The sequence below is a fragment of the Marivibrio sp. genome (assembly GCF_040218065.1).
Lineage (GTDB): Bacteria > Pseudomonadota > Alphaproteobacteria > UBA8366 > Aestuariispiraceae > Marivibrio.
This window is the reverse complement of sequence record NZ_JAVJQE010000015.1, coordinates 75,666-98,360: the sequence shown is the minus strand read 5'-3', so window position 1 is coordinate 98,360 and position 22,695 is coordinate 75,666. Positions and strand designations below refer to the sequence as shown.

At 69.5% G+C, this 22,695-nt stretch carries 25 protein-coding genes; 12 read left to right on the top strand and 13 right to left on the bottom strand.

Annotation, left to right across the window (positions count from 1 at the left end; all coding sequences use genetic code 11):
* Nucleotides 1-83: 83 nt before the first annotated feature.
* Nucleotides 84-806 carry an SOUL family heme-binding protein gene (locus RIB45_RS16300; protein ID WP_350051567.1) on the top strand — a complete coding sequence of 241 codons (723 nt, stop codon included), beginning with the start codon at nt 84-86 and terminating at the stop codon, nt 804-806.
* Entirely contained in the window at nt 803-1,381 is a 579-nt protein-coding gene (locus RIB45_RS16295; protein WP_350051565.1) for a histidine phosphatase family protein, read from the top strand. The genes RIB45_RS16300 and RIB45_RS16295 overlap by 4 nt, the downstream gene beginning before the upstream one ends.
* 19 nt (nt 1,382-1,400) lie before the next feature.
* Here the strand turns inward: RIB45_RS16295 and RIB45_RS16290 are convergent, their stop codons facing one another.
* Nucleotides 1,401-1,700: a ferritin family protein gene (locus RIB45_RS16290; RefSeq protein ID WP_350051564.1), complete on the bottom strand. Its 300-nt coding sequence runs from the start codon at nt 1,698-1,700 to the stop codon at nt 1,401-1,403.
* 272 nt (nt 1,701-1,972) lie between these two features.
* On the opposite strand from RIB45_RS16290, the gene fabA reads away from it, so the two are divergent.
* The 6 genes from fabA (at nt 1,973) to RIB45_RS16260 (ending at nt 7,631) form a co-directional block, all read left to right on the top strand.
* Nucleotides 1,973-2,515: a 3-hydroxyacyl-[acyl-carrier-protein] dehydratase FabA gene (gene fabA, locus RIB45_RS16285; protein ID WP_350051563.1), complete on the top strand. Its 543-nt coding sequence runs from the start codon at nt 1,973-1,975 to the stop codon at nt 2,513-2,515.
* 123 nt (nt 2,516-2,638) lie between these two features.
* Nucleotides 2,639-3,856, top strand: a complete 1,218-nt coding sequence (gene fabB, locus RIB45_RS16280; RefSeq protein ID WP_350051562.1) for a beta-ketoacyl-ACP synthase I — start codon at nt 2,639-2,641, stop codon at nt 3,854-3,856.
* Between the two features lie 5 nt (nt 3,857-3,861).
* Nucleotides 3,862-4,695, top strand: a complete 834-nt coding sequence (locus RIB45_RS16275; protein WP_350051561.1) for an enoyl-ACP reductase FabI — start codon at nt 3,862-3,864, stop codon at nt 4,693-4,695.
* A 219-nt stretch (nt 4,696-4,914) separates the two neighbouring features.
* Complete coding sequence (gene hslO / locus RIB45_RS16270) at nt 4,915-5,871, top strand: Hsp33 family molecular chaperone HslO (RefSeq protein WP_350051559.1); 957 nt, start codon at nt 4,915-4,917, stop codon at nt 5,869-5,871.
* A gap of 29 nt (nt 5,872-5,900) precedes the next feature.
* Nucleotides 5,901-6,536, top strand: coding sequence for a hypothetical protein (locus RIB45_RS16265; RefSeq protein WP_350051558.1), 636 nt, complete (start codon nt 5,901-5,903; stop codon nt 6,534-6,536).
* 114 nt (nt 6,537-6,650) lie between these two features.
* Nucleotides 6,651-7,631, top strand: coding sequence for a complex I NDUFA9 subunit family protein (locus RIB45_RS16260; protein ID WP_350051557.1), 981 nt, complete (start codon nt 6,651-6,653; stop codon nt 7,629-7,631).
* Between the two features lie 239 nt (nt 7,632-7,870).
* Here RIB45_RS16260 and RIB45_RS16255 read toward each other — a convergent pair whose 3' ends face one another.
* The 7 genes from RIB45_RS16255 to trpB form a co-directional block, all read right to left on the bottom strand.
* Entirely contained in the window at nt 7,871-8,998 is a 1,128-nt protein-coding gene (locus RIB45_RS16255) for a glucosaminidase domain-containing protein (protein ID WP_350051555.1), read from the bottom strand.
* A gap of 404 nt (nt 8,999-9,402) precedes the next feature.
* Nucleotides 9,403-9,987 (bottom strand): NifU family protein, encoded by a 585-nt coding sequence (locus RIB45_RS16250; RefSeq protein WP_350051554.1) that lies wholly within the window; start codon nt 9,985-9,987, stop codon nt 9,403-9,405.
* Between the two features lie 306 nt (nt 9,988-10,293).
* Complete coding sequence (locus tag RIB45_RS16245; RefSeq protein ID WP_350051552.1) at nt 10,294-10,827, bottom strand: universal stress protein; 534 nt, start codon at nt 10,825-10,827, stop codon at nt 10,294-10,296.
* A 157-nt stretch (nt 10,828-10,984) separates the two neighbouring features.
* A complete protein-coding gene (locus RIB45_RS16240) occupies nt 10,985-12,325 on the bottom strand; it encodes a bifunctional folylpolyglutamate synthase/dihydrofolate synthase (RefSeq protein ID WP_350051551.1) in 1,341 nt (446 codons plus the stop codon).
* 190 nt (nt 12,326-12,515) lie between these two features.
* Entirely contained in the window at nt 12,516-13,469 is a 954-nt protein-coding gene (gene accD, locus RIB45_RS16235) for an acetyl-CoA carboxylase, carboxyltransferase subunit beta (RefSeq protein ID WP_350051549.1), read from the bottom strand.
* Between the two features lie 27 nt (nt 13,470-13,496).
* Nucleotides 13,497-14,378: a tryptophan synthase subunit alpha gene (gene trpA, locus RIB45_RS16230; protein ID WP_350051548.1), complete on the bottom strand. Its 882-nt coding sequence runs from the start codon at nt 14,376-14,378 to the stop codon at nt 13,497-13,499.
* Nucleotides 14,375-15,589, bottom strand: coding sequence for a tryptophan synthase subunit beta (gene trpB, locus RIB45_RS16225; protein WP_350051547.1), 1,215 nt, complete (start codon nt 15,587-15,589; stop codon nt 14,375-14,377). Before trpB ends, trpA begins: the two co-directional genes overlap by 4 nt.
* Nucleotides 15,590-15,765: 176 nt before the next feature.
* On the opposite strand from trpB, the gene RIB45_RS16220 reads away from it, so the two are divergent.
* The gene (locus RIB45_RS16220) at nt 15,766-16,428 is read left to right on the top strand and encodes a hypothetical protein (RefSeq protein WP_350051545.1); all 663 of its coding nucleotides are present in this window, start codon (nt 15,766-15,768) and stop codon (nt 16,426-16,428) included.
* A gap of 171 nt (nt 16,429-16,599) precedes the next feature.
* Nucleotides 16,600-17,721, top strand: coding sequence for a class I SAM-dependent methyltransferase (locus RIB45_RS16215; protein ID WP_350051544.1), 1,122 nt, complete (start codon nt 16,600-16,602; stop codon nt 17,719-17,721).
* Between the two features lie 129 nt (nt 17,722-17,850).
* Here RIB45_RS16215 and RIB45_RS16210 read toward each other — a convergent pair whose 3' ends face one another.
* Both RIB45_RS16210 and nth read right to left on the bottom strand, forming a co-directional pair.
* Nucleotides 17,851-18,270, bottom strand: coding sequence for a PaaI family thioesterase (locus tag RIB45_RS16210; RefSeq protein WP_350051543.1), 420 nt, complete (start codon nt 18,268-18,270; stop codon nt 17,851-17,853).
* A 29-nt stretch (nt 18,271-18,299) separates the two neighbouring features.
* Nucleotides 18,300-18,938: an endonuclease III gene (nth, locus tag RIB45_RS16205; RefSeq protein WP_350051979.1), complete on the bottom strand. Its 639-nt coding sequence runs from the start codon at nt 18,936-18,938 to the stop codon at nt 18,300-18,302.
* 70 nt (nt 18,939-19,008) lie between these two features.
* Between nth and RIB45_RS16200 the strand changes: the two genes are divergently transcribed.
* Entirely contained in the window at nt 19,009-19,572 is a 564-nt protein-coding gene (locus RIB45_RS16200; RefSeq protein ID WP_350051542.1) for a DUF2244 domain-containing protein, read from the top strand.
* Complete coding sequence (locus tag RIB45_RS16195) at nt 19,569-20,477, top strand: DMT family transporter (RefSeq protein WP_350051541.1); 909 nt, start codon at nt 19,569-19,571, stop codon at nt 20,475-20,477. Before RIB45_RS16200 ends, RIB45_RS16195 begins: the two co-directional genes overlap by 4 nt.
* Nucleotides 20,478-20,486: 9 nt before the next feature.
* On the opposite strand, the gene dapB is transcribed toward RIB45_RS16195, so the two are convergent.
* From dapB to rsmI, 3 genes are all read right to left on the bottom strand, one after another.
* Complete coding sequence (gene dapB, locus RIB45_RS16190; RefSeq protein WP_350051540.1) at nt 20,487-21,302, bottom strand: 4-hydroxy-tetrahydrodipicolinate reductase; 816 nt, start codon at nt 21,300-21,302, stop codon at nt 20,487-20,489.
* Nucleotides 21,303-21,374: 72 nt separating this feature from the next.
* The gene (locus RIB45_RS16185) at nt 21,375-21,743 is read right to left on the bottom strand and encodes a YraN family protein (protein WP_350051539.1); all 369 of its coding nucleotides are present in this window, start codon (nt 21,741-21,743) and stop codon (nt 21,375-21,377) included.
* Nucleotides 21,733-22,593, bottom strand: a complete 861-nt coding sequence (gene rsmI, locus RIB45_RS16180; RefSeq protein ID WP_350051538.1) for a 16S rRNA (cytidine(1402)-2'-O)-methyltransferase — start codon at nt 22,591-22,593, stop codon at nt 21,733-21,735. The genes RIB45_RS16185 and rsmI overlap by 11 nt, the downstream gene beginning before the upstream one ends.
* Between the last annotated feature and the right edge of the window lie 102 nt (nt 22,594-22,695).

The following is a 22,695-nucleotide window of genomic DNA, read 5'->3' as shown; positions in this document are numbered from 1 at the left end:
CGCGCTGTGACGTGGGGCCGCTGAGCGTCGGCGCCAAGCCGCGATGCATCCAGCCGCGCGGCGGGCGCGTACTTATGTGTATGATGACGACAAGCGCAACGACCCGCGTCCGCCGCCCGCTTCGCGCCCCGCTCGTCGCGCTGGCGCTGGCGGCCGGGCTCATTCAGGGGTGCACGGTGTTCGGGATCCGGTCCGGAACGGAAGAGCCGCCCTACGAGACGGTGGAGCGTCTGCGCGGCGGGATCGAGATCCGCGCCTACTCGGCGCGCCTCTACGCCGAGGCGACGGCGCCGACGGACGCCTCCAATCCCCGCAATGCGGCGTTTCGCAAGCTGTTCCGCTATATCGGCGGGGCGAACGACGGCGGTCGGAAGATATCCATGACGATCCCGGTAGAGACGGCGGCCGGAGCCGGCGAAGACGGCGTCGAGATCGCCATGACCGCCCCGGTAGAGACGGCCGAGGCGCGCGACGGCGGGATGACCATGCGATTCTTTCTACCTCGGGATTTCACGCGAGAGACGGCGCCGCGGCCGAGCGATCCGGCTGTCACGATCGGCGAAATCCCGACCCAGACCATGGCCGTGCTGCAATTCAGCGGCACGACGCGCGACAGCGCCGTGGCGGCGCGGAAGCGGGATCTGAAACGAGGCCTGGAGGCGACGGCTGATTGGCGCCTCGGCGGGCCGATTCGCGCCTATTTCTACGACCCGCCTTGGACCCTTCCGTTCTTCAAGCGCAACGAAGTCGCGGCGCCGGTGGAGCGGGTCGCGCCTGAAACGGATCGGTCGGGAGAGAGCTCATGAGGCGCACGGTCCCGGCGGCGCTCGCGCTTGCGCTCGCCATTGTGCTGGTCGCGGCGCCCGTGCGCGCCGCCGATCCTTTCCCGTTGGAGCGGTTGGCCGACGGCGGCTACGCCCTGATGCTGCGCCACGCGCTGGCGCCGGGAACCGGCGATCCGGCCGCGTTCGAGCTGCGCGACTGTTCGACCCAGCGCACCCTGAACGACGTCGGCCGGGCCCAGGCCCGCGCGCTGGGCGAGGCGCTGCGCGCCGCCGGGATCGCCGAGGCGTCGGTCTATTCCAGCCAATGGTGCCGCTGTCTGGAGACCGCGGAGCTGCTGGGCCTCGGTCCGGTGCAGGAGCTCCCGGCGCTCAACAGCTTTTTCGGGCGCAACCGCGACGATCGACCGAAACGCCTTGAGGCGCTGCGCCGCTTCCTCGCCGAGCAGCCGACCGACGGGCCGCCGATCATCTTGGTGACGCATCAGGTCACGGTCACCGCGATCACCGGCGATTTCGTGCGCTCCGGCGAGGGCCGCGCGCTGGCCCTGGACGGCACGGGCGCGCCGCCGGTCGCCGGGACGACGGCCGCGCCCTGAATCGGCGCGGCCGCGGGACTCAGTCCTCGTGGTGATGATGGGCGATCTCGCCGTCGGAATAGAGGAACTCGTCGAGAAAGCCGGCGAAGTCCTTGTTGTTGCGGCGCAGCCACTCCAGCACCATCGCCGCGTGCTCCATCTCCTCGCGCATATTGTGCAGCAGGATGTCCTTGAGCGCCGCATCCTCGCAGTCGTCGGCGCGCTGGCGGTACCAGTCGACGGCTTCCATCTCCTCCATCAGCGAGACGATGGCGTGATGCATCGACAGCGTCTCCTTGCTGAGGCGTTCGCGCGGGGCGTGAAGGGTTTCGCTCGCCATGATCGGACAGTCCTTTCTTTACGGTCTTGCAATCGCGGGGTCTGTGGGGCGGTCGACCCGCCTGGACCGAGAGCATGGCCGCCGTCCGCCGGAGAGACAAGGTCTTGACGCCCGGCGCGCCGGCGGCCAAGAGACCGGGGAGCGAGGCGGCGGGCGCGCGGCGCATTGTCTTCGCGCGCGCTCTACGTTAAGGGTGGACGACCGCGGGCCGGGCGCGCGCTGTGCAAGCGTGATCGCAACGGCCCGCCGACGCATTAGCTAGGGGACGGCATTTGTCAGGCGACGAGACGACCGGCGACGCCGCTGCGAAAAACAGCTTCAGCTACGACGACCTGATCGAGTGCGCGAAAGGCAAGCTCTTCGGGCCCGGCAACGCGCAACTGCCGCTGCCGCCGATGCTGATGGTCGACCGCATCAGCCGCATCACCAAAGACGGCGGCGCGCACGGGAAGGGCGAGATCCAGGCCGAACTCGACATCAAGCCCGACCTCTGGTTCTTCGACTGCCACTTCAAGGGAGATCCGGTGATGCCGGGCTGCCTCGGCCTCGACGCCATGTGGCAGCTCGTGGGCTTTTTCCTGGGGTGGCTGGGCGCGCCCGGCAAGGGCCGCGCGCTGGGCGTCGGCGAGGTGACGCTGAAGGACCAGGTGCTGCCCAGCGCCAAGAAGGTCACCTATGAAATCGTGCTCAAGCGCGTCATCATGCGCAAGCTGGTGATGGGCGTGGCCGACGGCGTCATGAAGGTCGACGGCAAGATCGCCGCCGAAGCGAAGGACATGAAGGTCGGCCTGTTCAAGCCGGCCGAGACCGCCTGAGGGCGCGGCTTGGGGGCCGCCTCCGGGACGGGGAAGACGATCGAATTTGGGGGGAGGCGCGGCTGCGGCTCGAAAAAGGCGCCGCCCGCGTTTCACTGATACAAAAGGCGACGGGGTGTTCCGATGCGACGCGTCGTGGTGACCGGTCTGGGGATCGTCTCCAGCATCGGCAACAATCAGGATGAGGTGCTGGACAGCCTGCGTGCGGGCCGCTCCGGCATCACCTATAGCGAAGACTACGCCGAGCGCGGCTTCCGCAGCCAAGTGCACGGGGCGGTCAAGCTCGACGTGGCCGAGCATGTCGACAAGAAGCTTCTGCGCTTCATGGGCGACGGCGCGGCCTACAACTACATCGCGATGGAGCAGGCGATCACGGACGCCGGTCTCGCCGAGGACGAGGTGAGCCATGAGCGCACCGGCCTCATCATGGGCTCCGGCGGGCCGTCGACGAAGAATATGCTGATCGCCTTCGACACCGCGCGCGAGAAATCGCCGAAGCGGGTCGGACCCTTCATGGTGCCGCGCACCATGTCGTCGACCAACTCGGCGACCCTGGCGACGCCCTATCACATCAAGGGCGTCAACTATTCGATCAGCTCCGCCTGCTCGACCAGCGCGCACTGCATCGGCAACGGGGCCGAGCTCATCCAGTGGGGCAAGCAGGACATCGTCTTCGCCGGCGGCGGCGAGGAGCTGGACTGGACCTTGACCGTGCTGTTCGACGCCATGCCGGCGCTCTCCAGCGGCTATAACGACCAGCCCGAGCGCGCCAGCCGCGCCTACGACAAGAACCGCGACGGCTTCGTCATCGCGGGCGGCGCGGGCGTCGTCGTGCTGGAGGAGCTGGAGCGGGCCAAAGCCCGCGGGGCCAAGATCTACGGCGAAGTGGTCGGCTACGGCGCCAACTCAGACGGCTACGACATGGTCCAACCCTCGGGCGAAGGCGCGGTGCGCTGCATGAAGCTCGCTGTCAACGGGCTGAACGAGCCGGTCGGCTACATCAACGCCCACGGCACCTCGACCCCGGTCGGCGACACCAAGGAGTTGGAGGCGATCCGCGCGGTCTTCGGCGACAAGGTCCCGCCGATCAGCTCCACCAAGTCGATGACCGGCCATTCGCTGGGCGCGACCGGGGCGCAGGAGGCGATCTATTCGCTGCTGATGATGAACAACAATTTCATCGCGCCCTCGATCAACATCGAGGATCTGGACGACGCGGCCGACGGCCTGCCGATCGCGCGCGAGCGGATCGACGACGTCGACCTCAATCTGGTGATCTCCAACAGCTTCGGATTCGGCGGCACGAACGCCACGCTCGCCTTTCGGAAATACACGGATTGACGGTCATGAGTGATGCATCGGGGCTGATGGCCGGCAAGCGCGGTCTCATCATGGGGGTCGCAAACGACCATTCCATCGCCTGGGCGATCGCGCGCGCCTGCGCCGATCACGGGGCGGAGCTCGCCTTCACCTATCAGCCCGGCGGCGGGTTCGAGCGGCGCGTCCGTCCGCTGGCCGAGAGCGTCGGCTCGCCGCTGGTGACCCCGTGCAGCGTCGAGGAGGACGAGAGCGTCGAGGCCGCCTTCGCCGAGGTCGCCAAGGTCTGGGACCGGCTGGATTTCGTGGTCCACGCCATCGCCTATTCCGACAAGGCGCAGCTCAAGGGGCGCTACGTCGACACCACGCGCGAAAACTTCCGCCATTCGCTGGACATCTCCTGCTACAGCTTCACCGCGGTGGCGCGCTACGCCGAGCCGCTGATGACCGACGGCGGCAGCTTGGTGACGCTCACCTATGAGGGCGCGCGCCGCGTCATGCCGTCCTACAACGTCATGGGCGTCGCCAAGGCGGCGCTCGAGGCGAGCGTGCGCTACCTCGCCTCCGACCTCGGCGAGAAGGGCATCCGCGTCAACGCGCTCTCCGCCGGGCCGATGCGCACGCTGGCGGGCTCGGCCATCTCGGGGGCGCGCTTCACTTACGGCTGGCAGGGCAAGTCCTCGCCGATGCGCCGCAACGTCACCCATGGGGAGGTCGGCAACTCAGGGCTGTTCCTGCTGTCCGACCTGTCGGCCGGCGTCACCGGCGAGGTGCATTTCGTCGACAGCGGCTATCACACCATCGGCATGGCGATCCCGGACGAGCCTGAAATCCCGCCGCCGGGGACGGAAAAGAAGGCCTGACCCGCCGGTTTCCGCCGGTCGACGTCGGACGCTGCAGAGCGCGGCTCACGATCCTTTCAGGGCCGCGGCGATCTGGATCGCGCGGATGCGCGCTGAGGGCGCCCGCCAAGCGCCGCCGCGCTGAGCGCCGCCCCGCCGCCCGGCCCCGGGATGACAGCCGCCCCGCCCGGCCCTATATGCACCCGCAGTTCTTTCCTCCGACCAACGGATCAGCATCTCATGTCGGCGACGCCCGCCCCCAAGCTTACAGATGATTGCGTTCAACCCTTCCTGATCGACGCCAGCGGCGTGAACGGTCGGCTTGTCCGCCTGGGCCATTCGGTCGACCACATCCTGGAGCGGCATGACTATCCCGCGCCGGTCAAGAAGCTGCTGGGCGAGTTCCTGGCGCTGGGCGCCGGGCTTGCGACCGCGCTGAAGTACGACGGCGTCTTCACGCTGCAGACCAAGGGCGACGGGCCGGTGCCGCTCATGGTCGCCGACGTCACCTCCGACGGAGCGGTGCGCGGCTTCGCGCAGGTCGCCGGCGAGACGCCGAGCGAGGGCGAGGTCGGCGACGCGCCGGTCCCCCGCCTGCTTGGCGGCGGTTACATGGCCTTCACCGTTGATCAGGGGGCCGACATGGATCGCTATCAGGGCATCGTGGAATTGTCCGGGGCGACGCTGGAAGACTGCGTGCACCATTACTTCGAGCAGTCGGAACAGTTCTCCTCCGCGATCAAGCTCGCCGCCGGCGCGGCCCGCGACGGCGCCGGCTGGCGCGCCGCCAGCCTGGCCGTGCAGCGCCTGCCGGACGAGGGCGGGACCGGCGCCCGCGCCCGCGAAGAGACCGAGGATGATTGGCGGCGCGCCGTCATGCTGATGGCGACCGCCAAGGAGGCGGAAATGCTCGATCCCGAGCTCACGCCCGATCAGCTTCTGTTCCGCCTGTTCCACGAAGACGGGGTGCGCGTCTTCGAGCCGCGCGCGCTGGAGGATCGCTGTCGCTGTTCGCGCGAGCGCTCCGGCCGCATGCTGATCGCGCTGGGTCGCGAGGGGCTCGACGACATGAAGCTCGACGACGGAACGATCGAGGTCACCTGCCAGTTCTGCAACCGCTCGGAGCGCTTCAGCGACGCCGATCTCGACGCCTTCGAGGCGGCGATCGCCGCCGAAGAGACGCCCGCGCAATCCTAAGCGCCGTCGTCAGAAAGGGATCCTCGCCCATGCGCCCGCCCGCCTCCTCCCTCGCCCCGCCGCTCGCTCCCCTGGCCGTCGCATTGCGCGCGCTCGTCCTCATCCTCGGGCTCGGTCTCGCGGCGGCCGCCTGCGAAACCCGGGTCGAGACGCCGACCTACGCCGACATCACCTTCGCCCACCTGCCGCCGATCGCGCTGGACGTGGCCGAGGTGCGCGTGGTGCGCGTCTACCAGCCGACGAGCCAGCCGCCCAACGTCGAGACGGAATTCCCGGCGGGGCTGAGCGAGACGGCTGCGCGCTGGGCGGTCGACCGGCTGCGCGCCGTCGGCGACAGCGGCGTGGCGACCGTCCGCATCCTGGACGCCAGCGCCGTCGAGCGGCCGCTGGAGAAAACGGAGGGCGTGGCCGGGCTCTTCACCACCGATCAGGCGGAGAAGTACGACGCCCGCTATCTGGTCGAGCTGTCGGCCGAGAATCCCGACCGCGGCGTCGCCGCCCAGACCCAGGCCGAGGTGCGCCGCACCCAGACCGTTCCCGAAGGCCTGACGCTGAACGAGCGCGAGCAGATCTGGTACGAGCTGACGGAGAAGATGGCCGCCGACCTGGATCGCCAGATGGAGCGCAACATTCGCGACCACATGGGCGCGCTGCTGGCGAACTAGCGGCGGCTCGCAGGTTTTACAAAGCCCGCCGATCCGCTATACCGCCCGAAGCCCCGGTCGGCGTCCGATCGGGTTCCGAGCCGAGGGGCGATCGACGTCGAGCCGAGGGGGCCCATGATGAGCGCCGCGAACACCACCACCACGACCTCGCCGAAGCTGGTGACGATCTTCGGCGGCTCAGGCTTCATCGGTCGCCAGCTTGTGCGCGAACTCGCGCCGCTCGGTTGCCAGATTCGGGTCGCGGTCCGCGATCCCAACGCGGCGCAGAACCTGAAACCCTGCGGCGACGTCGGCCAGATCACGCCGATCCAGGCGAACGTAACCAGCGAGCGCCAGGTCAACGCCGCCTGCGACGGCGCAGACGCGGTGATCAATCTCGTCGGGATCCTCTACGAGAAGGGCGCGCGCACTTTCGATGCGATGCACGTCCAGGCCGCCCGGCGCATTGCAGAGGCCGCCAAGGCCGGCGGCGCAAGCCGTTTCGTGCAGATGTCGGCCCTCGGGGCGAGCGAGGGCGGCTCGTCGGCTTATGCGCGCTCGAAAGCGCGCGGCGAGGCGGCGGTGCGAAAGATCTTCCCCGACGCCGTGGTGATCCGGCCGAGCGTCGTCTTCGGGCCGGAGGACGATTTCTTCAATCGCTTCGCCAAGCTGATCCGGCTGTCGCCGATCATGCCCTTGGTCGGCGGCGGTCAGCAGAAGTTCCAGCCGGTCTATGTCGGGGACGTGGCCGACGCGCTGCGCGCGGCTGTCGTGCGCGCCGATATGGCCGGGGAGACGTACGAGCTGGGCGGTCCGCAGACCTACAGCTTCCAGGAGATCCTGGAGATGATCATGGCCGAGACCGATCGTCACGTCGGGCTCGTGCCGCTGCCGTTCGAATTGGCGAAACTGCAGGCCGCGGTGATGGAGCTGCTGCCGGCGCCGCCGCTGACCCGCGATCAGGTGGAGTTGCTGAAGACCGACAACGTCTGCAGCGGCGCACAGCCGGGCCTGAAGGACATCGGGATCGAGCCGACCTCGGTGGAGGTCATCCTGCCCAGCTACCTCGACATGTACCGCAAGGGCGGGCGCTTCAAACGCACCAAGCCGATCTAATACCAAGTTGCGCTGATAATGGCCCATGAGGATCGCGCTCACGCCGAGCCGGGCCAAGACGCGCGGCGCAGGCGATGCGGGACGTCGGCAAGTCGAGCTGACCCACCCCCCTAACAATCCCTGGGGGCGGATGCGAGCGCGACCCGAAGGGCGACCCTCCCAGGCCCTCGGTCGTCGTCGCACCCGCCTTCCGACGCCCCGCATCGCTGCGGCGCGCTCAGCGCCGCGGCCGCCTCGCCTCAGACGTTGCCGTCGCGCCGACGCGCGCCGACAAGACGCGCCTTGTCCAGCGGGCGCAGTTCGTTCGCCGCGATGATCTGGCGGACCAGGTCGACATACTCCTGACCCTTCTCGGAATAGGCTTCCAGACCGCCGGCCAAGGTCAGCCCGTTGAGGCCCGCGCCCTGGGCGCGCAGCTCCGCGCGCATCCGGCGCAGCTTGGCGTAGGCGCGGTGGGTGTTGAGGTTCTTGATGTAAGCCGCGACCGCCTCAAGCGGCGTCTCGAAGGCGCGGATCTTATGAGTTTTGCCTTCCTGGCGGCGCTCCGGGACGATGCCGTCGGCGTCGTCGCCCCACACCCACTGACCGAACAGCGCATTGCCCTCGCGGGCGAAGCGGGAGGTGCCCCACCCGCTCTCGATCGCGGCCTGCGCCAGGGCGAGCGACGGCGGCACCACGTCGACGCGCAGCAGCAACCGCTCGATCTCCCCCGGCTCGACCCGATAGGTCTCGTACATCTGGTTGAGCCAGACCCGCTGTTCGCGTCCGATCGACTGACCGGCTTCGATCTTTTCCGACAAGGTCACGAGCCTGTCGCGCTGCTCGGACAGCCGCTCGTTCACCATCAGGACCAGCGGCAGCACCATGCGCAGGAAGACCTCCTTCTTGCGCTCGACTTCGCGAACCTCCTTCAGATCCTGCGGGACCGTCTCGGGTACGATGCGCGGCACGTCGGCTTGCTGCGCCTTGACGGTGTGCAGCGTGTAGCCGTAGCGCTCGAAACGCGTCTCCAACTGGTCGACCGACCGGCTGGGCACGCGCGCCAACTGGTCGCGCGCATCCGCCCGGGTCGGCTGAGACGCCGCCGCGCCGACGCGCTCGGCGGCCTCGGCTGCGCTGGGGATGGGGGCCACTTCACTCGGGATGTCCCGCAGGCTCGCCGTGATTGACGCGCGCTCAGGCGCGCTCGGCTGGGCCGCCCAAAGGATCGCCGTCGCCGCGCCGAGCCCGATCATCGCGCTCGCCAGCCATTTCTCGCGCACGACGGAGAAGACGCCCGCGCTGGGGCGCGCGTCGCTCGACTCGATTCCCGACTCCGGGAGGCCTCCGGTCTCGTCGACCGGGGCTTGTTCGCTCTTTTTCGTCATCCGTACGCCGACGCACGCCGTCGCTGTCGCTCGGGCGCGCCTCGTCCTCCGGTTCGCGGCGTCGGTGTCGGGCGGTGCGCGGCCGAATCGCCGCCGTCCGCCCCAAGGCCGCAGACCGTCCGATCCGATAAGCCGATGCGCCGCGCCTGTTCGCCGGGGTCCGACAAACAAACGACGACTTCGCTTCGGATCGGCCCGTCCCGGCCGCCGACGCCTCACGCCAGGGATTTAAACTCTCGGGCTCCCGGTTTCGGGAGACGGACCCCATCCGACGGCGCGACGATCGTCGCGCCCGATGCGCCCGCCGGCGGCCCCTCCCGCCTTGTCGCGTTAACCTCGATACCCGCCTGTGCGGCCGGCCCCGTCTTGTCTGCGGGCGCTCGACCGAGCCGTCGCGCCGCCGATCAGCCCGCGGCGCGGACTTCGGTGACCTCCGGAATGTAATGCCGCAACATGTTTTCGATGCCCATCTTGAGCGTCGCGGTCGAGCTCGGGCAGCCGGCGCACGCGCCGCGCATGGTCAGGTAGACCACGCCCTGCTCGAAGCCGTGGAAGACGATGTCGCCGCCGTCCTGCGCGACCGCCGGGCGCACGCGCGTGTCCAGCAGCTCCTTGATCTGACCGACGATCTGGGAATCCGCTTCGTCGTAGCGCGTCTCCTCCTCGGCGCCGGCCTCACCGCCCGCGCCTTCGGCCCCGGCCGCCATCACGTCGCGGCCGGCCGTGAAATGCTGCATGATCGCGCCGAGAACGGACGGCTTCAGGACGTACCACTCCTTCTCGTCGGCCTTCGTGACCGAGATGAAGTCGCCGCCCAGGAAAACGCCCGTGACGCCCTCGACGTCGAACAGCGCTTCGGCCAACGGCGACTTGCCCTGCGCCTCCTCGGGCGCGGAGAAGTCGACCGCGCCGCCCGCGCCCAGCACCTCGCGGCCCGGCAGGAACTTCAGGGTCGCCGGATTCGGCGTCTGCTCGGTCTGAATGAACATGATCCCGCGTCTCGCTTTCTGTCTCTATCCCGATCCCGATCCCCATCCCGATCCCGATCCCAACCCCGATCCCAACTCCGATCCGAACGCAATCGGATGCCGATCCGATCTCGATCCCGGAGCCGGAGCCGGAGCCGGAGCCGCCGGGGCGGCGCTTTTGATCCGACCGCTCGTCGCGGACGGCCGCGCCGTCCTCCGTCGGACGGTCCAAGTCGTCCGTTAGATGGGCCAGAACCGCCGGCCGATCAAGCCTCCCCGGTCAAGTCCCGGATTCGCCTGCGCTTCTCGGCCCGGCCGGTCCGCCCTTCAGGCCAGCAGTTCGACCTCCTCCAGACTGAGCGAGCCCGGCACGATGGTGAGCGGCGTCCGCATGCGCGTGCGCGCCTTGCTCAAGAGGTGGCTGACGATCGGACCCGGCCCTTCGCCCTTGGCGCTGGCGCCCAGGACCACGATCGACACGCTTTCATCCTCCTCCAGCAGCTTCAGCAGCTCTTCCGCCCTGTCGCCTTCCCGGACGTGCAGGATGGGGACTGCGCCGGACAGTTTGTTGGCCTTGGCGGAGAGGTCCTGCAGCCGGGCCTCCGCCTCCTCGCGACGTTCCTGCTGCATCAGCTCGCCGACGCCCAGCCAATGCTGGAACTCCGCCGGCTCCTGCACGTAGAGCAGGGCGACCACGCCGCCCGTGTTCTTCGCCCGCAGGCAGGCGAAATGCAGCGCGATGTGCATTTCCTCGCTGTCGTCCACGACCACGAGGAACGTGCGGTTTGCGGCCGCTGCGGCGCCGGCGGTTTCCGTCTCCGGGTTCGAGCCCGCGCCCGCGCCTTCGTCATCCAACGTCATGGCGTCGATGCACCTCCTTGCCCCCGCCGCGACGCTGCGTCGGCGTCTGCGGTCGATCTCTTGCGAAAAAGTGTAGCAGCGCCGGCGCCGCACGCAATCGCTTGGGCGCGAGGCCGCGGAATCCGCCGGATTGTGCGCCGCAGCGCGGTCTCGGCCGTCAGCTGTGATCCGCCAGAACCCGTCCGGCCAGATAGAGCGAGCCGCAGATCAGCACGCGCCCGGGCCGCCCCCCAAGCGCGGCCAAGCGCTCTGCGGCCGCGTGCAAGGACGGGGCGGCCGCCACCGCCCGACAGCCCGCTTTCCGCGCGGTTTCGGCCAGAGAGTTTGCGCTCAGGCTGTTGATTTCACCGGGAATTTCGATGGCGGTGACGGTTTGCGCGCCGGGGGCGAGCGGATGCAGGAAGTCGATCGCCGCCTTGCTGTTCAGCATGGCGCAGATCAGATGCAGCGGCTTCGGCGGCTCGTCGGCGGCCGCGGCGGCTTCCTGCCAGGCGGCCGCCTCGGCCGCCAGCGCCTCTCCCGCCGAGGGATTGTGGCCGCCGTCGAGGCGAATTTCCCAGCCGGGGAGGATCTCGGCGACCGGCCCGCGCGTCAGGCGCTGCAAGCGCGCCGGCCAGAAGGCCTCGGCCACGCCGCGCGCGATATGCGCAGGCTCGATCGCGAAGCCTTGGTCGGCGAGCGCGAGCGCGAGCGCGACCGCCGTTCCCGCGTTGTCGATCTGGTGCCGCCCGGCCAAACCCGGCTTCGGCAAGTCGCCCGACCAGCGCGCGGCGGTGAAATGAAAGCCGCCGGAGCCGTCTGCGAGCGGCTCCGCCGTCCACTCCTTGCCCCAGCGGGCGAGCGGCGCGCCGACGCGCTCGGCCTCGGCTTCGATGACGGCGAGCGCCTCCGGACGCTGCGGCCCGACGACGGAGGGGACCCCCGGCTTCTGGATCGCCGCCTTCTCGCCCGCGATGCGGGCCAGCGTCGGACCCAGGAACTGCTCGTGGTCCATGCTGACCGGCGTGATTGCGCACGCCGCCGGGGCGTCGACGACATTGGTTGAATCGAGGCGTCCGCCCAGGCCCACCTCCAGCAGCAACAGATCGGCCGGCGTCTCGCTGAACGCCTTGAAGGCGGCGCAGGTGGTGATCTCGAAGAAGGTGATCGGGCGGTTCTCGTTGATCCGCTCGCAGGCCTCCAACAGCGCCGTCAGCGCATCCTCGTCGATGATCTCGCCGGCCAGCCGGATGCGTTCGGCGAAGCGCACCAGATGGGGGGAGCTGTAGACGTGGGTCTTCAGTCCCGCCGCCTCTGCGATCGCGCGCAGAACGGCGACGGTCGAGCCCTTGCCGTTGGTGCCGGCGACATGCACGACGGGCGGCAGACGATCTTGCGGCCGTCCGAGCCGTTCCAACAGGTCGATCGTGCGGTCGAGCGACAGGTCGATCAATTTGGGGTGGAGGCCCATCAGGCGCTCCAGCACCCGGTCGCTTTCGCGCGGGGCGGCGACGGTCATGGGAGGCGGCCGTGAAAGCCTCCCCCCGTCATGCGGGGGAGAGGGGGGAGGGGGCTGCGACCTTCGTCGAGAAGACAGCTTCGGCGCACGACGCCGAAACCCTGCGGGCTGGCGCGCCTGCCGACGTGACCGCCCTCTCCCCGATCCTCTCCCATCAAGGCGGAGGGGGCGTCCGAGCGAGCGCGCCGCCTCACCCTTTCGTCTCACCCGCCTCGCCGGACCGCTCGGTCGCGGGATCCGGGATGTCGATGGTCTCGGAGGCGGCGAGCGGCAGGGCGCCGCGGTTCACTTCCGGCGCGTTCCGATGCATCAAAAGATCGATCAGGCCGACCAGCGTTTCGCGCAGCTTCGCCCGCGGCACCACCATGTCGACCATGCCGTGGTCGAGCAGATACTCGGAGGTCTGGAACTTCTCCGGCAAGGTCTCGCGCACCGTCTGTTCGATCACGCGTCGCCCGGCGAAGCCGATCATGGCGCCGGGCTCGGCGATATGAATGTCGCCCAGCATGGCGAAACTGGCCGACACGCCGCCGGTCGTGGGGTCGGTCAGCAGCACGATGAAGGGCAGGCCGGCCTCCTTCACCTCGTCGACCGCGACGGTCGTGCGCGGCATCTGCATCAAGGACAGGATGCCCTCCTGCATGCGCGCGCCGCCTGACGCCGGGATCGCGATCAACGGCGCCTGCTGCATGACGGCGAGGCGCGCCGCGGCGATCAGCCCTTCGCCGACCGCCATGCCCATCGATCCGCCCATGAACTTGAAATCGAAGGCCGCGACGACGGCGCGCTGGCCGCCCATGCGGCCGTGGGCGACGACGATCGCATCCTGGCGGCCGGTCTTCGATTGGGCGTCCTTCAGCCGATCGCCATAGCGTTTGTGGTCCCGGAACCTGAGCGGGTCCGCCTTGACCTTCGGCAGGTCGATGGTCTCGTAGCCTTCGTCGAACAGCAGCGCCAAGCGCTTGTCGACGGGCAAGTGCATATGGTGGCCGCAATGTTGACAGACGTGGTTGTGCTCGTTCAGATCGCGGTGGAACATCATCTGGCCGCAGCTGGTGCATTTGGTCCAGAGGTTGTCCGGCACGTCGGGCTGACCGACGAGCGCCTTGATCCTCGGACGGACGAAGTTGGCGATCCAGTTCATGCGAGCCCTCTCGGCGTCGTTTGGCGGTCAGCCGGCTTTGCGCCGCGCGCCTTCGGCCAGCTCCGCGACATAGGCGTGGACGTCGTCGACCAGATCGGGCGTCGCCCGGCCTGTCGGGTCGAGTCCGTCGGCGATCTTCTTCACGATGGCCGAGCCGACCACCGCGGCCTCCGCGCTCTCGCAGATTGCGGCGACCTGATCGGCGGTCTTGATTCCGAAGCCGACCGCGATCGGCAGATCGGTGTGGCGCTTCAGCCGATCGACCGCCGCGCGGACCGGCGCGTCCTCGATCTCCTTGGTGCCGGTGATGCCAAGAATCGAGACGTAGTAGACGAAGCCGGAGGTGTTGCGCAGCACCGTCGGCAGGCGCTTCTCGTCGGTCGTCGGCGTCGCCAGGCGGATGAAGTTCAGGCCCGCGCGCATGGCCGGCACGCACAGCTCGTCGTCTTCCTCCGGCGGCAGGTCGACGATGATCAGCCCGTCGACGCCGGCCGCGCGCGCGTCGGCGAGGAAGCGCTCGACCCCGTAGCTGTAGATCGGATTGTAATAGCCCATCAGCACGATCGGCACGTCGGCGTCTGTCGCGCGCAGCGCCGTCGCGATCTCCAGCGTCTTCGGCAGCGTCTGCCCGGCGTTCAGCGCGCGCAGGCCGGCCGCCTGAATGGCCGGGCCGTCGGCCATCGGGTCGGTGAAGGGCATGCCGATCTCGACCAGATCGGCGCCGGCCGCGGGCAGGCCGCAGATCAGTTTCTTCGACGTCTCGAAATCCGGATCGCCGGCGGTCACGAAGGTGACGAGTCCGCCGCGGCCGTCCGCCTTAAGCTGCTCGAAGCGCGCCCTGATGCGGCCCGAATCCGTGCCGGCGGCCTCGGCCGTCGCCGGCTCCTGGTTGGCGACGTCCGCGCTCATAGCTCGACCCCGAAATGCTGGGCGACCGTGTGGACGTCCTTGTCGCCCCGGCCGCACATGTTCATGACGATCAGATGGTCGCGCGGCAATTCGGGCGCGATCTTCATGACGTGGGCGAGCGCGTGGCTCGGCTCCAGCGCCGGGATGATCCCCTCCTTGCGGCTGCACAGCTGGAAGGCCTCCAGCGCCTCGGCGTCGGTGGCCGAGACGTAGTCGACCCGCCCGCTCTCCTTCAGCCAGCTGTGCTCCGGGCCGATGCCCGGATAATCGAGGCCGGCGGAGATCGAGTGCGCCTCCGTGATCTGCCCGTCCGCGTCCTGCAGCAGGTAGGTGCGGTTGCCGTGCAGCACGCCCGGCCGGCCGCCGGTGAGCGAGGCGGCGTGACAGCCGGTCTCGATCCCCTCGCCCGCGGCCTCGACGCCGACGATGCGCACCGACTTGTCGTCCAGGAACGGGTGGAACAGGCCCATCGCGTTGGAGCCGCCGCCGATGCAGGCGACCAGCGTGTCGGGCAGGCGGCCTTCGGCCTCGTGCATCTGCTCCTTCGTCTCCCGGCCGATCACCGACTGGAAGTCGCGCACCATCTGCGGATAGGGGTGCGGGCCGGCGACGGTGCCGATGCAGTAGAAGGTGTCCTCGACGTTGGCGACCCAGTCGCGCAGCGCCTCGTTCATCGCGTCCTTCAGCGTCGAGCGGCCGGAGGTGACCGGGATCACCTCGGCGCCGAGCAGCTTCATGCGGAAGACGTTCGGGGCCTGACGCTCGACGTCGAGCGCGCCCATGAAGACCTTGCACTCCAGCCCGAACAGCGCGCAGGCGGTCGCCGTCGCCACGCCGTGCTGGCCGGCGCCGGTCTCGGCGATGATCTTGGTCTTGCCCATACGCCGGGCCAGCAGGATCTGGCCCATCACGTTGTTGATCTTGTGGCTGCCGGTGTGGTTCAGCTCGTCGCGCTTGAAGTAGATCTTCGCGCCGCCGAGATGCTCGGTCAGGCGGCCGGCGTAGTAGAGCGGGCTCGGCCGGCCGACGTAATGCTTGGCGTAATAGTCGATCTCGTCGCGATAGGCGGGATCGGCCTTGGCGGCCTTGTAGGCCTCCTCGACCTCGAGGATCAGCGGCATCAGCGTCTCGGCGACGAAGCGCCCGCCGAAGATGCCGAAATGGCCCGCCTCGTCGGGGCCGGTGCGGAAGCTGTTGGGAATGTCGTTCATGATCGGCCGATCTCGCCCCTGATGCTGAAGGTGTCTTGCACGAATCCCCCACGGAAGTCCCCGCGTTCTAGACCAGCCGCCGGGGCGCGTCCAGCGGGGAGCGGGGGTGCGAGACCGCTCGACGTGCGAGGCGACGTCGCTAGAGTGAGCGGCGCATCTTTTTGGGGGATCGCCCGATGAAAAAACCCGCCAGCGTCGCCGCGCTTGACGATCTGGGGCGCGTGCAGCTCTCGAAACACTTCTTCCTGCGGGACTTCCTCTACAGCGAGATCGCGAATTTTCACGGGATCCCCAACATCCCGGATGATCCGGACCTCGCGATCGCAGCGGGCGAGCGGCTGTGCGATGCGCTTCTGGAGCCCCTGCAGGCGACCTTCGGGCGGATCGCGATCCGCTCCGCCTATCGCGCGCCGGCGGTCAACGGCTTCGGCAACGCGCGGCAGAAGGCGGGCAAGGGCGGCTACAACTGCTCGTCCAACGCCGCCAGCTCCGCCGGTCACATCTGGGACCGGCGCGACGCTGCGGGACGGATGGGCGCGACGGCCTGCCTCGTGCTCCCCTGGTTCGCCCAGCGCTATGAGGCGGGCGCGGACTGGCGCGCGCTCGCCTGGTGGATCCACGACCATCTGCCCTATCACAGCCTTTATTTCTTCCCGAAGCGCGCGGCCTTCAATCTGACCTGGCGCGAGGCGCCCGAGCGGCGCATCGACAGCTACATCGCGCCCAAAGGCTGCCTCACCAAACCCGGCATGGCGAACCACAGCGGGTCGCATGCGGCGTGGTACGCGGGGTTTCCACCTCTCCCTCGGGAAGGGTCGGCCGCGAACGCGGCCGGGTGAGGGGGCGTTCGGCCGCGCCTAACCCTTCACGCCGGGCGCGGCCCCTCACCCCAACCCCTCTCCCCGGGGGAGAGGGGCTTTCCTCCCGCCGCCTTGTGTTCCCGCGCTCGACAACCCCACGCCTCCCGGCCTACGCTTTCCCCGGCAAAAGGAAAAGAGGGGGGTCCGCCGATGCCCGATACGCCGAGCCGCAATCCGCAAGACCGCCTGTCGATGCGCGGCGGCGGCTATTATTCGGAGCGCACGCGCGGCGCCAAGCTGGTGATCGACCGGGCCTTTCCGCTGGCGGCGAAGGCCGTGCCGCCCAGGCCCGGCGCGGCCGGCGCGCTGCGGCTCGCCGATTACGGCTGCGCCGACGGCGGCACCAGCCGGGAGATGTGGCGCCGGCTGATCGAGGGGCTGCGGGCCGCCGGCGACCATCGCGAGATCGCGATGCTCTACACCGACCTCGCCTCGAACGATTTCTCCCAGCTGTTCAAAAGCATGCAGGGCCTCGCCGGCGATCCGGCCGACGCCTACCAGGCGCTGTTCGACGGCGTCTTCGTGCATGGCTGCGGCACCGGGTTCCACCGGCAGCTGGCGCCGAGCTACTCGCTCGACTTCGGCTTTTCGGCGACCGCGATGCATTACGTCTCCGAGATCCCCGTCGACCTCAAGACCCATGTCCACATGACGGGCGCGACCGGCGCTGAGCGCGCAGCCTTCGCGACCCAGGCCGCCGCCGACTGGGAGCGCATCCTGCTGGCCCGCGCGGCGGAGCTGAAGCCCGGCGGTCGACTGGTGCTGGTCAATTTCGGCATCGACGAGGACGGGCGCTGGCTGGGGAACACAGGCGGCGTCAACATGTTCGATCAGTTCGCCGAGCTGTGGGGAGCGATGCGCGAGCGCGGCGAAATCACGCAGCGCGAGTTCGAGCGGGCCACGTTCGCTCAGCATTACCGCACGGCTGACGAGTTCACCGCGCCGCTCGTCGATCCCGCGTCGCCGGTCTATCAGGCGGGCCTGCGTCTGGTCTCGGTCGAAAGCCGCTACACCCGCTGCCCCTATGAGGAGGCCTTCGCCGGGTCCGCCGGCTCGATGAGCGCCGCCGAGTTCGCCGCCAGCCTGATCCCGACGATGCGCAGTTGGTCGGAGACGGTCTTCAAGACCGCGCTGGACGCGCGGGCGGAGGCGGAGGCGCAGGCGCTTGTCGACGCGTTCTACCAGGCCTATGAGGACCGCGTCGCCGCCGACCCGGCGGGACATGCGATGGATTACATCCACATCCTGCTGGAGATCGAGAAGGTCGGGTGAGGCGGCGCGTCTTTTTTGGCGTCCCCGCGAGGGCGGGGACCTTTCTCAACACGCCCCGCCGTCGGCGTTATCCGCCGGAAGGCCCCCGCCTTCGCGGGGGCGCAGCGCCCCATCCGGCCGGAGCGGGCGTCAACTCGGCCAGAGTATGATCTGGGTGCAGCGGAACAGCGCGATCGGCTTCTCCGGCTTGTCCTCGCGGAAGACTTTCGCGTCCCAGACCTGCGTGGCGCGCCCCTGATGCTGGGCCGCGGCCTCGCAGATCAGGGCGCCGGAGCGCGCCGTGCCCATATGGTTGCTTTTGAGTTCGGCGGTGGTGAACCCGGCCGCCCCCTCCGGCAGGTCGGCGTAGGTCCCGTAGCCGCAGACCGTGTCCGCGAGCGCCACGACGGACGCGGCGTGCAGATAGCCGTTGGGCGCGAGATGGCGCGGCTCGACCGCGAGGCGCCCGCGCGCCGCCCCCTCCCCGGCCTCTAGGATCTCGAGGCCCAGCAGCTCGACAAGGCTGCCTTTGGAGCGCGCGGCGATGGTCTTCGGATCGAGCTTCGCCATGGATCGCCTTTCCAAACGTAAACGCGGGCTCAGGCCGCGACGGTCTTCGCTTTGTACTTGCACAGATCCGAGACGACGCAGACGGGGCAGTCCGGCTTGCGCGCCTTGCAGACGTAGCGCCCGTGCAGGATCAGCCAGTGATGGGCGTGCAGGAGGTAATGTTTCGGCGTCTTTTTCTCGAGTTTGGTCTCGACCGCCAGCGGCGTCTTCCCCGGCGCCAGCCCGGTGCGGTTCGAGACCCGGAACAAGTGCGTGTCGACCGCGATCGTCGGCTCCCCGAACGCGATGTTGAGGACCACGTTGGCCGTCTTGCGCCCGACGCCCGGCAACGCCTCCAGCGCCGCGCGCTCGCGCGGGACCTCGCCGCCATGCTCGCGCACCAGAATGTCCGCCATCTTGATGACGTTCTTGGCCTTGGAATTGAACAGCCCGATGGTCTTGATGTGATCCTTCAGCCCCGCTTCGCCCAGCGCCAGCATCTGCGCCGGGGTCGAGACCTTTTGGAAGAGCTTTTCCGTCGCCTTGTTGACGCCGACGTCGGTCGCCTGGGCCGAGAGCGTGACGGCGACCAGCAAGGTGTAGGGATTGGTCCAGTTGAGTTCGCCCCTCGGCTCCGGGGTCTGCGCCTGCAGGCGGGCGAAGAATCGCTCGATCTCGGCTTTGGTCATCTGGGGCATGGACGACTCTCGGTCGGGTCGGGACTTGGAGGGGCGCGTCGGGCGCGATAGATTACGGCCCATGACCGAGGAAGCCCACCCGAAAACCGCCGACGAGACCCCAGCAGAGGCTGTCGGGACGATCTATTTCGACGCGACCCTGGCGCCCTATCGCAGCCTGCCGCCGCAGGGTTTCTTGATCCTGATGAGCGCGATTGCGGGCGGCGGCTTTCTGATCGGTTTCGGCTTCTTCCTGGCCGGGGCCTGGCCGGTCGCCGGCTTCGCGGGGCTGGAAATCCTGCTGGTCTACATCGCCTTCAAGCTGAACTACCGCGAAAGCCGCCGGCGTCAGCATTTGCGCCTGACCGACAAGACCGGGCTCGAGATCGCCGAGGTCGCGCCGGACGGGCGCAAGAGCGTCCGCCGCTTGGAGCCGACCTGGCTGCGGGTGGAGATCGAGGATCCGCCGAACCACGACAGCCAGTTGAAGCTGCTGAGCCACGGCCGCGTCACCATCGTCGGCGCCTTTCTGACGGCCGGCGAGCGGCTCGAACTGGCCCGCGCTTTGCGCGCGGCGCTGGAGCGCTATCGCGGCGGGCCGCTTTCCCCGCCGGGCGCGGCCCGCCCCGCCGGCGGGAGCGGGTGAAGGCGGCCTCCGCCCCCGGTCTTTCCGACTACGGGCTGCTCGTCGCGTTGGCGGCGATCTGGGGCGGCTCCTTCCTGCTGATCAAGCTGTCGGTCGACACGATTCCGCCGCTCACCATCGCGGCCGGCCGCACCGCGATCGCCGCGCTCGCGCTGCTGAGCGTCACCTGGGCGAGCGGGCGCAGCCTGCCGCGCGGCCTGAAGACCTGGGGGTTGATCCTCGCCGTCTCGCTCGTCGGCAACGCGGTTCCCTTCACGCTGATCGGCTGGGGCGAGGAGACGGTCGACAGCGGGCTCGCCGCCATCGTCATGGGGATCAATCCGCTGGTGACGCTGGCGCTCGCCCATGCGCTGACGCGGGACGAGAAGGCGGGGCCGCGCAAGATCCTGGGGATCCTGGCCGGTCTCGCCGGGGTGGTGGTGCTGATCGGCCCGTCGAAGCTGCTGCTGCTCGGCGACGAGACGCTGCGCTATCTCGCTTTCGCCGCGGCTGCGAGTTGCTACGCCGCCGCCTCGCTCCTCAACAAGCGGCTGTCGGGCGAGAGTTTTCGCGGCGTATCGGCGGGTGTGATGCTGTGCTCCGCCGCGATCCTGGCCCCGGCCAGCCTGATCGTCGATCAGCCCTGGACGCTCGCCGTCTCAGGCCAATCCGCGGCGGCGCTCGTGCTGTTGGGTCTGTTCCCGACGGCGCTCGCCAACCTCATGCTGCGCGCCATCATCCGGCGGCAGGGCGCGGCCTTCTTCAGCCAAATCAACTATCTGGTCCCGCTGTTCGGCGTGGCCTACGGGGTGACGCTGCTGGGGGAGACCCCGCCGGTGGAGGCCTTCGCGGCGCTGGCCTTGATCCTCGCCGGCCTTGCGCTCGCCCGCGGCGCCAAGCCCCGCGCGCCGGCGGCGCGCGCGTGACCCGCCCGGTCAGTCGTCCAACCCCAGCACGTCGGCCATGGAATAGACCGCCGGCTCCTTGCCCGCCGCCCAGAGCGCGGCGCGCACCGCGCCGGTCGCGAAGATGCTGCGGTCGGAAGCCTTGTGGGTGAGCTCAATCCGCTCGCCCGCGGCGGCGAAGACGACCGTGTGCTCGCCCACCACCTCGCCGCCGCGCAAGGTCGCATAGCCGATGGCGCCCTCGGGCCGCGGGCCGGTGCGCCCCTCGCGCGAGAGGATGGCGGCCTCATCGTGGTCGACGCCGCGCCCCTCCGCCGCCGCCCGGCCGAGCCCCAGCGCCGTGCCGGACGGCGCGTCGACCTTGTGGCGGTGGTGCATCTCCACGATCTCGATATCGTAGTCAGGCCCGAGCGTCGCGGCGACCTTGCGCGTCAGGCCGAGCAGCAGATTGACGCCCACCGACATGTTGGGCGCGTAGACGACGGCCGTGTGGCGCGCCGCCTTCTCCAGCGCGCCGACATCCTCCTCCGACAGGCCGGTGGTGCCGACGATGTGGGCGGCGTGGGCTTGGGCGCACAGGCGCGCCGCCTCCACCGTCGTCTCCGGGCCGGTGAAGTCGATGACGGCGTCCGCCTTGGCGATCGCCTGGGCCAGGTCGCTCGAGACGTAGACGCCGTTGGGCGCGATCCCGGCCAGGTCGCCCGCATCCTTGCCGAGCGCGTCCGAGCCCTCGCGACCCGTCGCGGCGACCAGATGGCAGCCCTCCGCCTCATGAACGGCGTTCACCAGCATCCGGCCCATCCGGCCGGAAGCGCCGAGAATCGTGACGGCGAGGGAATCGGACATGGAAGAGACCTCCTTCATTGGCTGGGCCGAGTATGCGGGCCGCGCGGGCGCGATCAAGCCCGCGCGGCCCGCTCACAGCCGCCAGGCGTCCGGCAGGTGGCGCGGGCGCTTGCCCGGCGCGACCAGGATGACGTCGAAGCGGCGGTCGAAGGCCGAAAGCTCCGGCTTGAGCGCCAGCCAGTAGTCGAAGCCCTGCGCGATGCGGCGGCGCTGACGCTCGGTGACGGAGGCGGCCGCCTCGCCCAAATCGGCCCGGGCCTTGACCTCGACGGCTGCGATCAGCCGGCCGCGGCGCACGATCAGGTCGATCTCGCCCACCGGCGTGCGCGCGCGCCTGGCCAGGATCGAATAGCCCTTGAGGCGCAGCCACAGCGCGGCCCAATCCTCCGCTTTGCGCCCGCGGCCCTCGGCGCGCCGGCGAGTCGCCGGATCACGCGCCATCAGGCTTCGCGAGGGTTAGCGCCCGGGCGTAGACGTCCTTCTTCGGCAGACCGGTCGCCGCCGCGACGATCTTGGCGGCGTCCTTGACGCTCATCGCGGCGAGCGCGTCTTGGAGCAGCGCGTCGAGGTCCGGCGCCTCGGCCTCATCCGCGCCGGGCGGGCCGACGACGATCACGACCTCGCCTTTGGGCGGTCCGGCCGTCTTGTAGTGGTCGGCGAGCGCGGCGGCCGTCCCGCGGCGATGCTCCTCATAGAGTTTGGTGAGTTCGCGCATCACGGCGACGGGCCGATCACGCGCGGTTTCGGCGATCGCGGCGAGGGCGTCGGCCAGCCGGCTCGGCCCCTCATAGAGGATCAGCGTCGCGTCGATCGCGAGCAACCCCGCCAGCCAGCGCGCGCGCTTGCCCGCTTTGGGCGGGGGGAAGCCGGCGAACAGGAACTTGTCGCTGGGCAGCCCGGCGGCGCTCAGCGCGGCGAGCGCGGCCGACGCGCCCGGGATCGGCGTCACCGCGAATCCGGCCGCCGCCGCCTCCGCCGCCAGCTTGTAGCCGGGATCGGAGACCAGCGGCGTACCCGCGTCCGAGACCAGCGCCACCGCCTCCCCGCGCCCGATCGCGTCCAGCAGCTTCGGCCGCGCCGCCGCCGCATTATGGTCATGATAGGGCGTCAGGCTTTTCTTGAGGCCGTAGGCGGCGAGCAGCTTGGCGGTCACCCGGGTGTCCTCGCAGGCGATGCGGTCCGCGGCGCCCAAGACGTCAAGGGCGCGCAGCGTGATGTCGCGCAGATTGCCGATCGGCGTCGCCACGATGTAGAGGCCTGCGGGCAGGCGGTCCCCGGGCGTTTCGCCCATCGGTTTACTTGCGACCGCACCCTTCGTATATCTGTCGCCGACGCCGTCGCTCGCCCTTGGACGATCGGAGGAACCTGGTGCCGTCACTCGCTTCGCCTCCCG

Bases quoted from the DNA above. Each gene is read 5' to 3' on its own strand.
- RIB45_RS16300 (WP_350051567.1), top strand. From the start codon at position 84: ATGACGACAAGCGCAACGACCCGCGTCCGCCGCCCGCTTCGCGCCCCG.
- RIB45_RS16295 (WP_350051565.1), top strand. From the start codon at position 803: ATGAGGCGCACGGTCCCGGCGGCGCTCGCGCTTGCGCTCGCCATTGTG.
- RIB45_RS16290 (WP_350051564.1), bottom strand. From the start codon at position 1,700: ATGGCGAGCGAAACCCTTCACGCCCCGCGCGAACGCCTCAGCAAGGAG.
- fabB (WP_350051562.1), top strand. From the start codon at position 2,639: ATGCGACGCGTCGTGGTGACCGGTCTGGGGATCGTCTCCAGCATCGGC.
- RIB45_RS16275 (WP_350051561.1), top strand. From the start codon at position 3,862: ATGAGTGATGCATCGGGGCTGATGGCCGGCAAGCGCGGTCTCATCATG.
- hslO (WP_350051559.1), top strand. From the start codon at position 4,915: ATGTCGGCGACGCCCGCCCCCAAGCTTACAGATGATTGCGTTCAACCC.
- RIB45_RS16265 (WP_350051558.1), top strand. From the start codon at position 5,901: ATGCGCCCGCCCGCCTCCTCCCTCGCCCCGCCGCTCGCTCCCCTGGCC.
- RIB45_RS16260 (WP_350051557.1), top strand. From the start codon at position 6,651: ATGATGAGCGCCGCGAACACCACCACCACGACCTCGCCGAAGCTGGTG.
- RIB45_RS16255 (WP_350051555.1), bottom strand. From the start codon at position 8,998: ATGACGAAAAAGAGCGAACAAGCCCCGGTCGACGAGACCGGAGGCCTC.
- RIB45_RS16250 (WP_350051554.1), bottom strand. From the start codon at position 9,987: ATGTTCATTCAGACCGAGCAGACGCCGAATCCGGCGACCCTGAAGTTC.
- RIB45_RS16245 (WP_350051552.1), bottom strand. From the start codon at position 10,827: ATGACGTTGGATGACGAAGGCGCGGGCGCGGGCTCGAACCCGGAGACG.
- RIB45_RS16240 (WP_350051551.1), bottom strand. From the start codon at position 12,325: ATGACCGTCGCCGCCCCGCGCGAAAGCGACCGGGTGCTGGAGCGCCTG.
- accD (WP_350051549.1), bottom strand. From the start codon at position 13,469: ATGAACTGGATCGCCAACTTCGTCCGTCCGAGGATCAAGGCGCTCGTC.
- trpA (WP_350051548.1), bottom strand. From the start codon at position 14,378: ATGAGCGCGGACGTCGCCAACCAGGAGCCGGCGACGGCCGAGGCCGCC.
- trpB (WP_350051547.1), bottom strand. From the start codon at position 15,589: ATGAACGACATTCCCAACAGCTTCCGCACCGGCCCCGACGAGGCGGGC.
- RIB45_RS16220 (WP_350051545.1), top strand. From the start codon at position 15,766: ATGAAAAAACCCGCCAGCGTCGCCGCGCTTGACGATCTGGGGCGCGTG.
- RIB45_RS16215 (WP_350051544.1), top strand. From the start codon at position 16,600: ATGCCCGATACGCCGAGCCGCAATCCGCAAGACCGCCTGTCGATGCGC.
- RIB45_RS16210 (WP_350051543.1), bottom strand. From the start codon at position 18,270: ATGGCGAAGCTCGATCCGAAGACCATCGCCGCGCGCTCCAAAGGCAGC.
- nth (WP_350051979.1), bottom strand. From the start codon at position 18,938: ATGACCAAAGCCGAGATCGAGCGATTCTTCGCCCGCCTGCAGGCGCAG.
- RIB45_RS16200 (WP_350051542.1), top strand. From the start codon at position 19,009: ATGACCGAGGAAGCCCACCCGAAAACCGCCGACGAGACCCCAGCAGAG.
- dapB (WP_350051540.1), bottom strand. From the start codon at position 21,302: ATGTCCGATTCCCTCGCCGTCACGATTCTCGGCGCTTCCGGCCGGATG.
- RIB45_RS16185 (WP_350051539.1), bottom strand. From the start codon at position 21,743: ATGGCGCGTGATCCGGCGACTCGCCGGCGCGCCGAGGGCCGCGGGCGC.
- rsmI (WP_350051538.1), bottom strand. From the start codon at position 22,593: ATGGGCGAAACGCCCGGGGACCGCCTGCCCGCAGGCCTCTACATCGTG.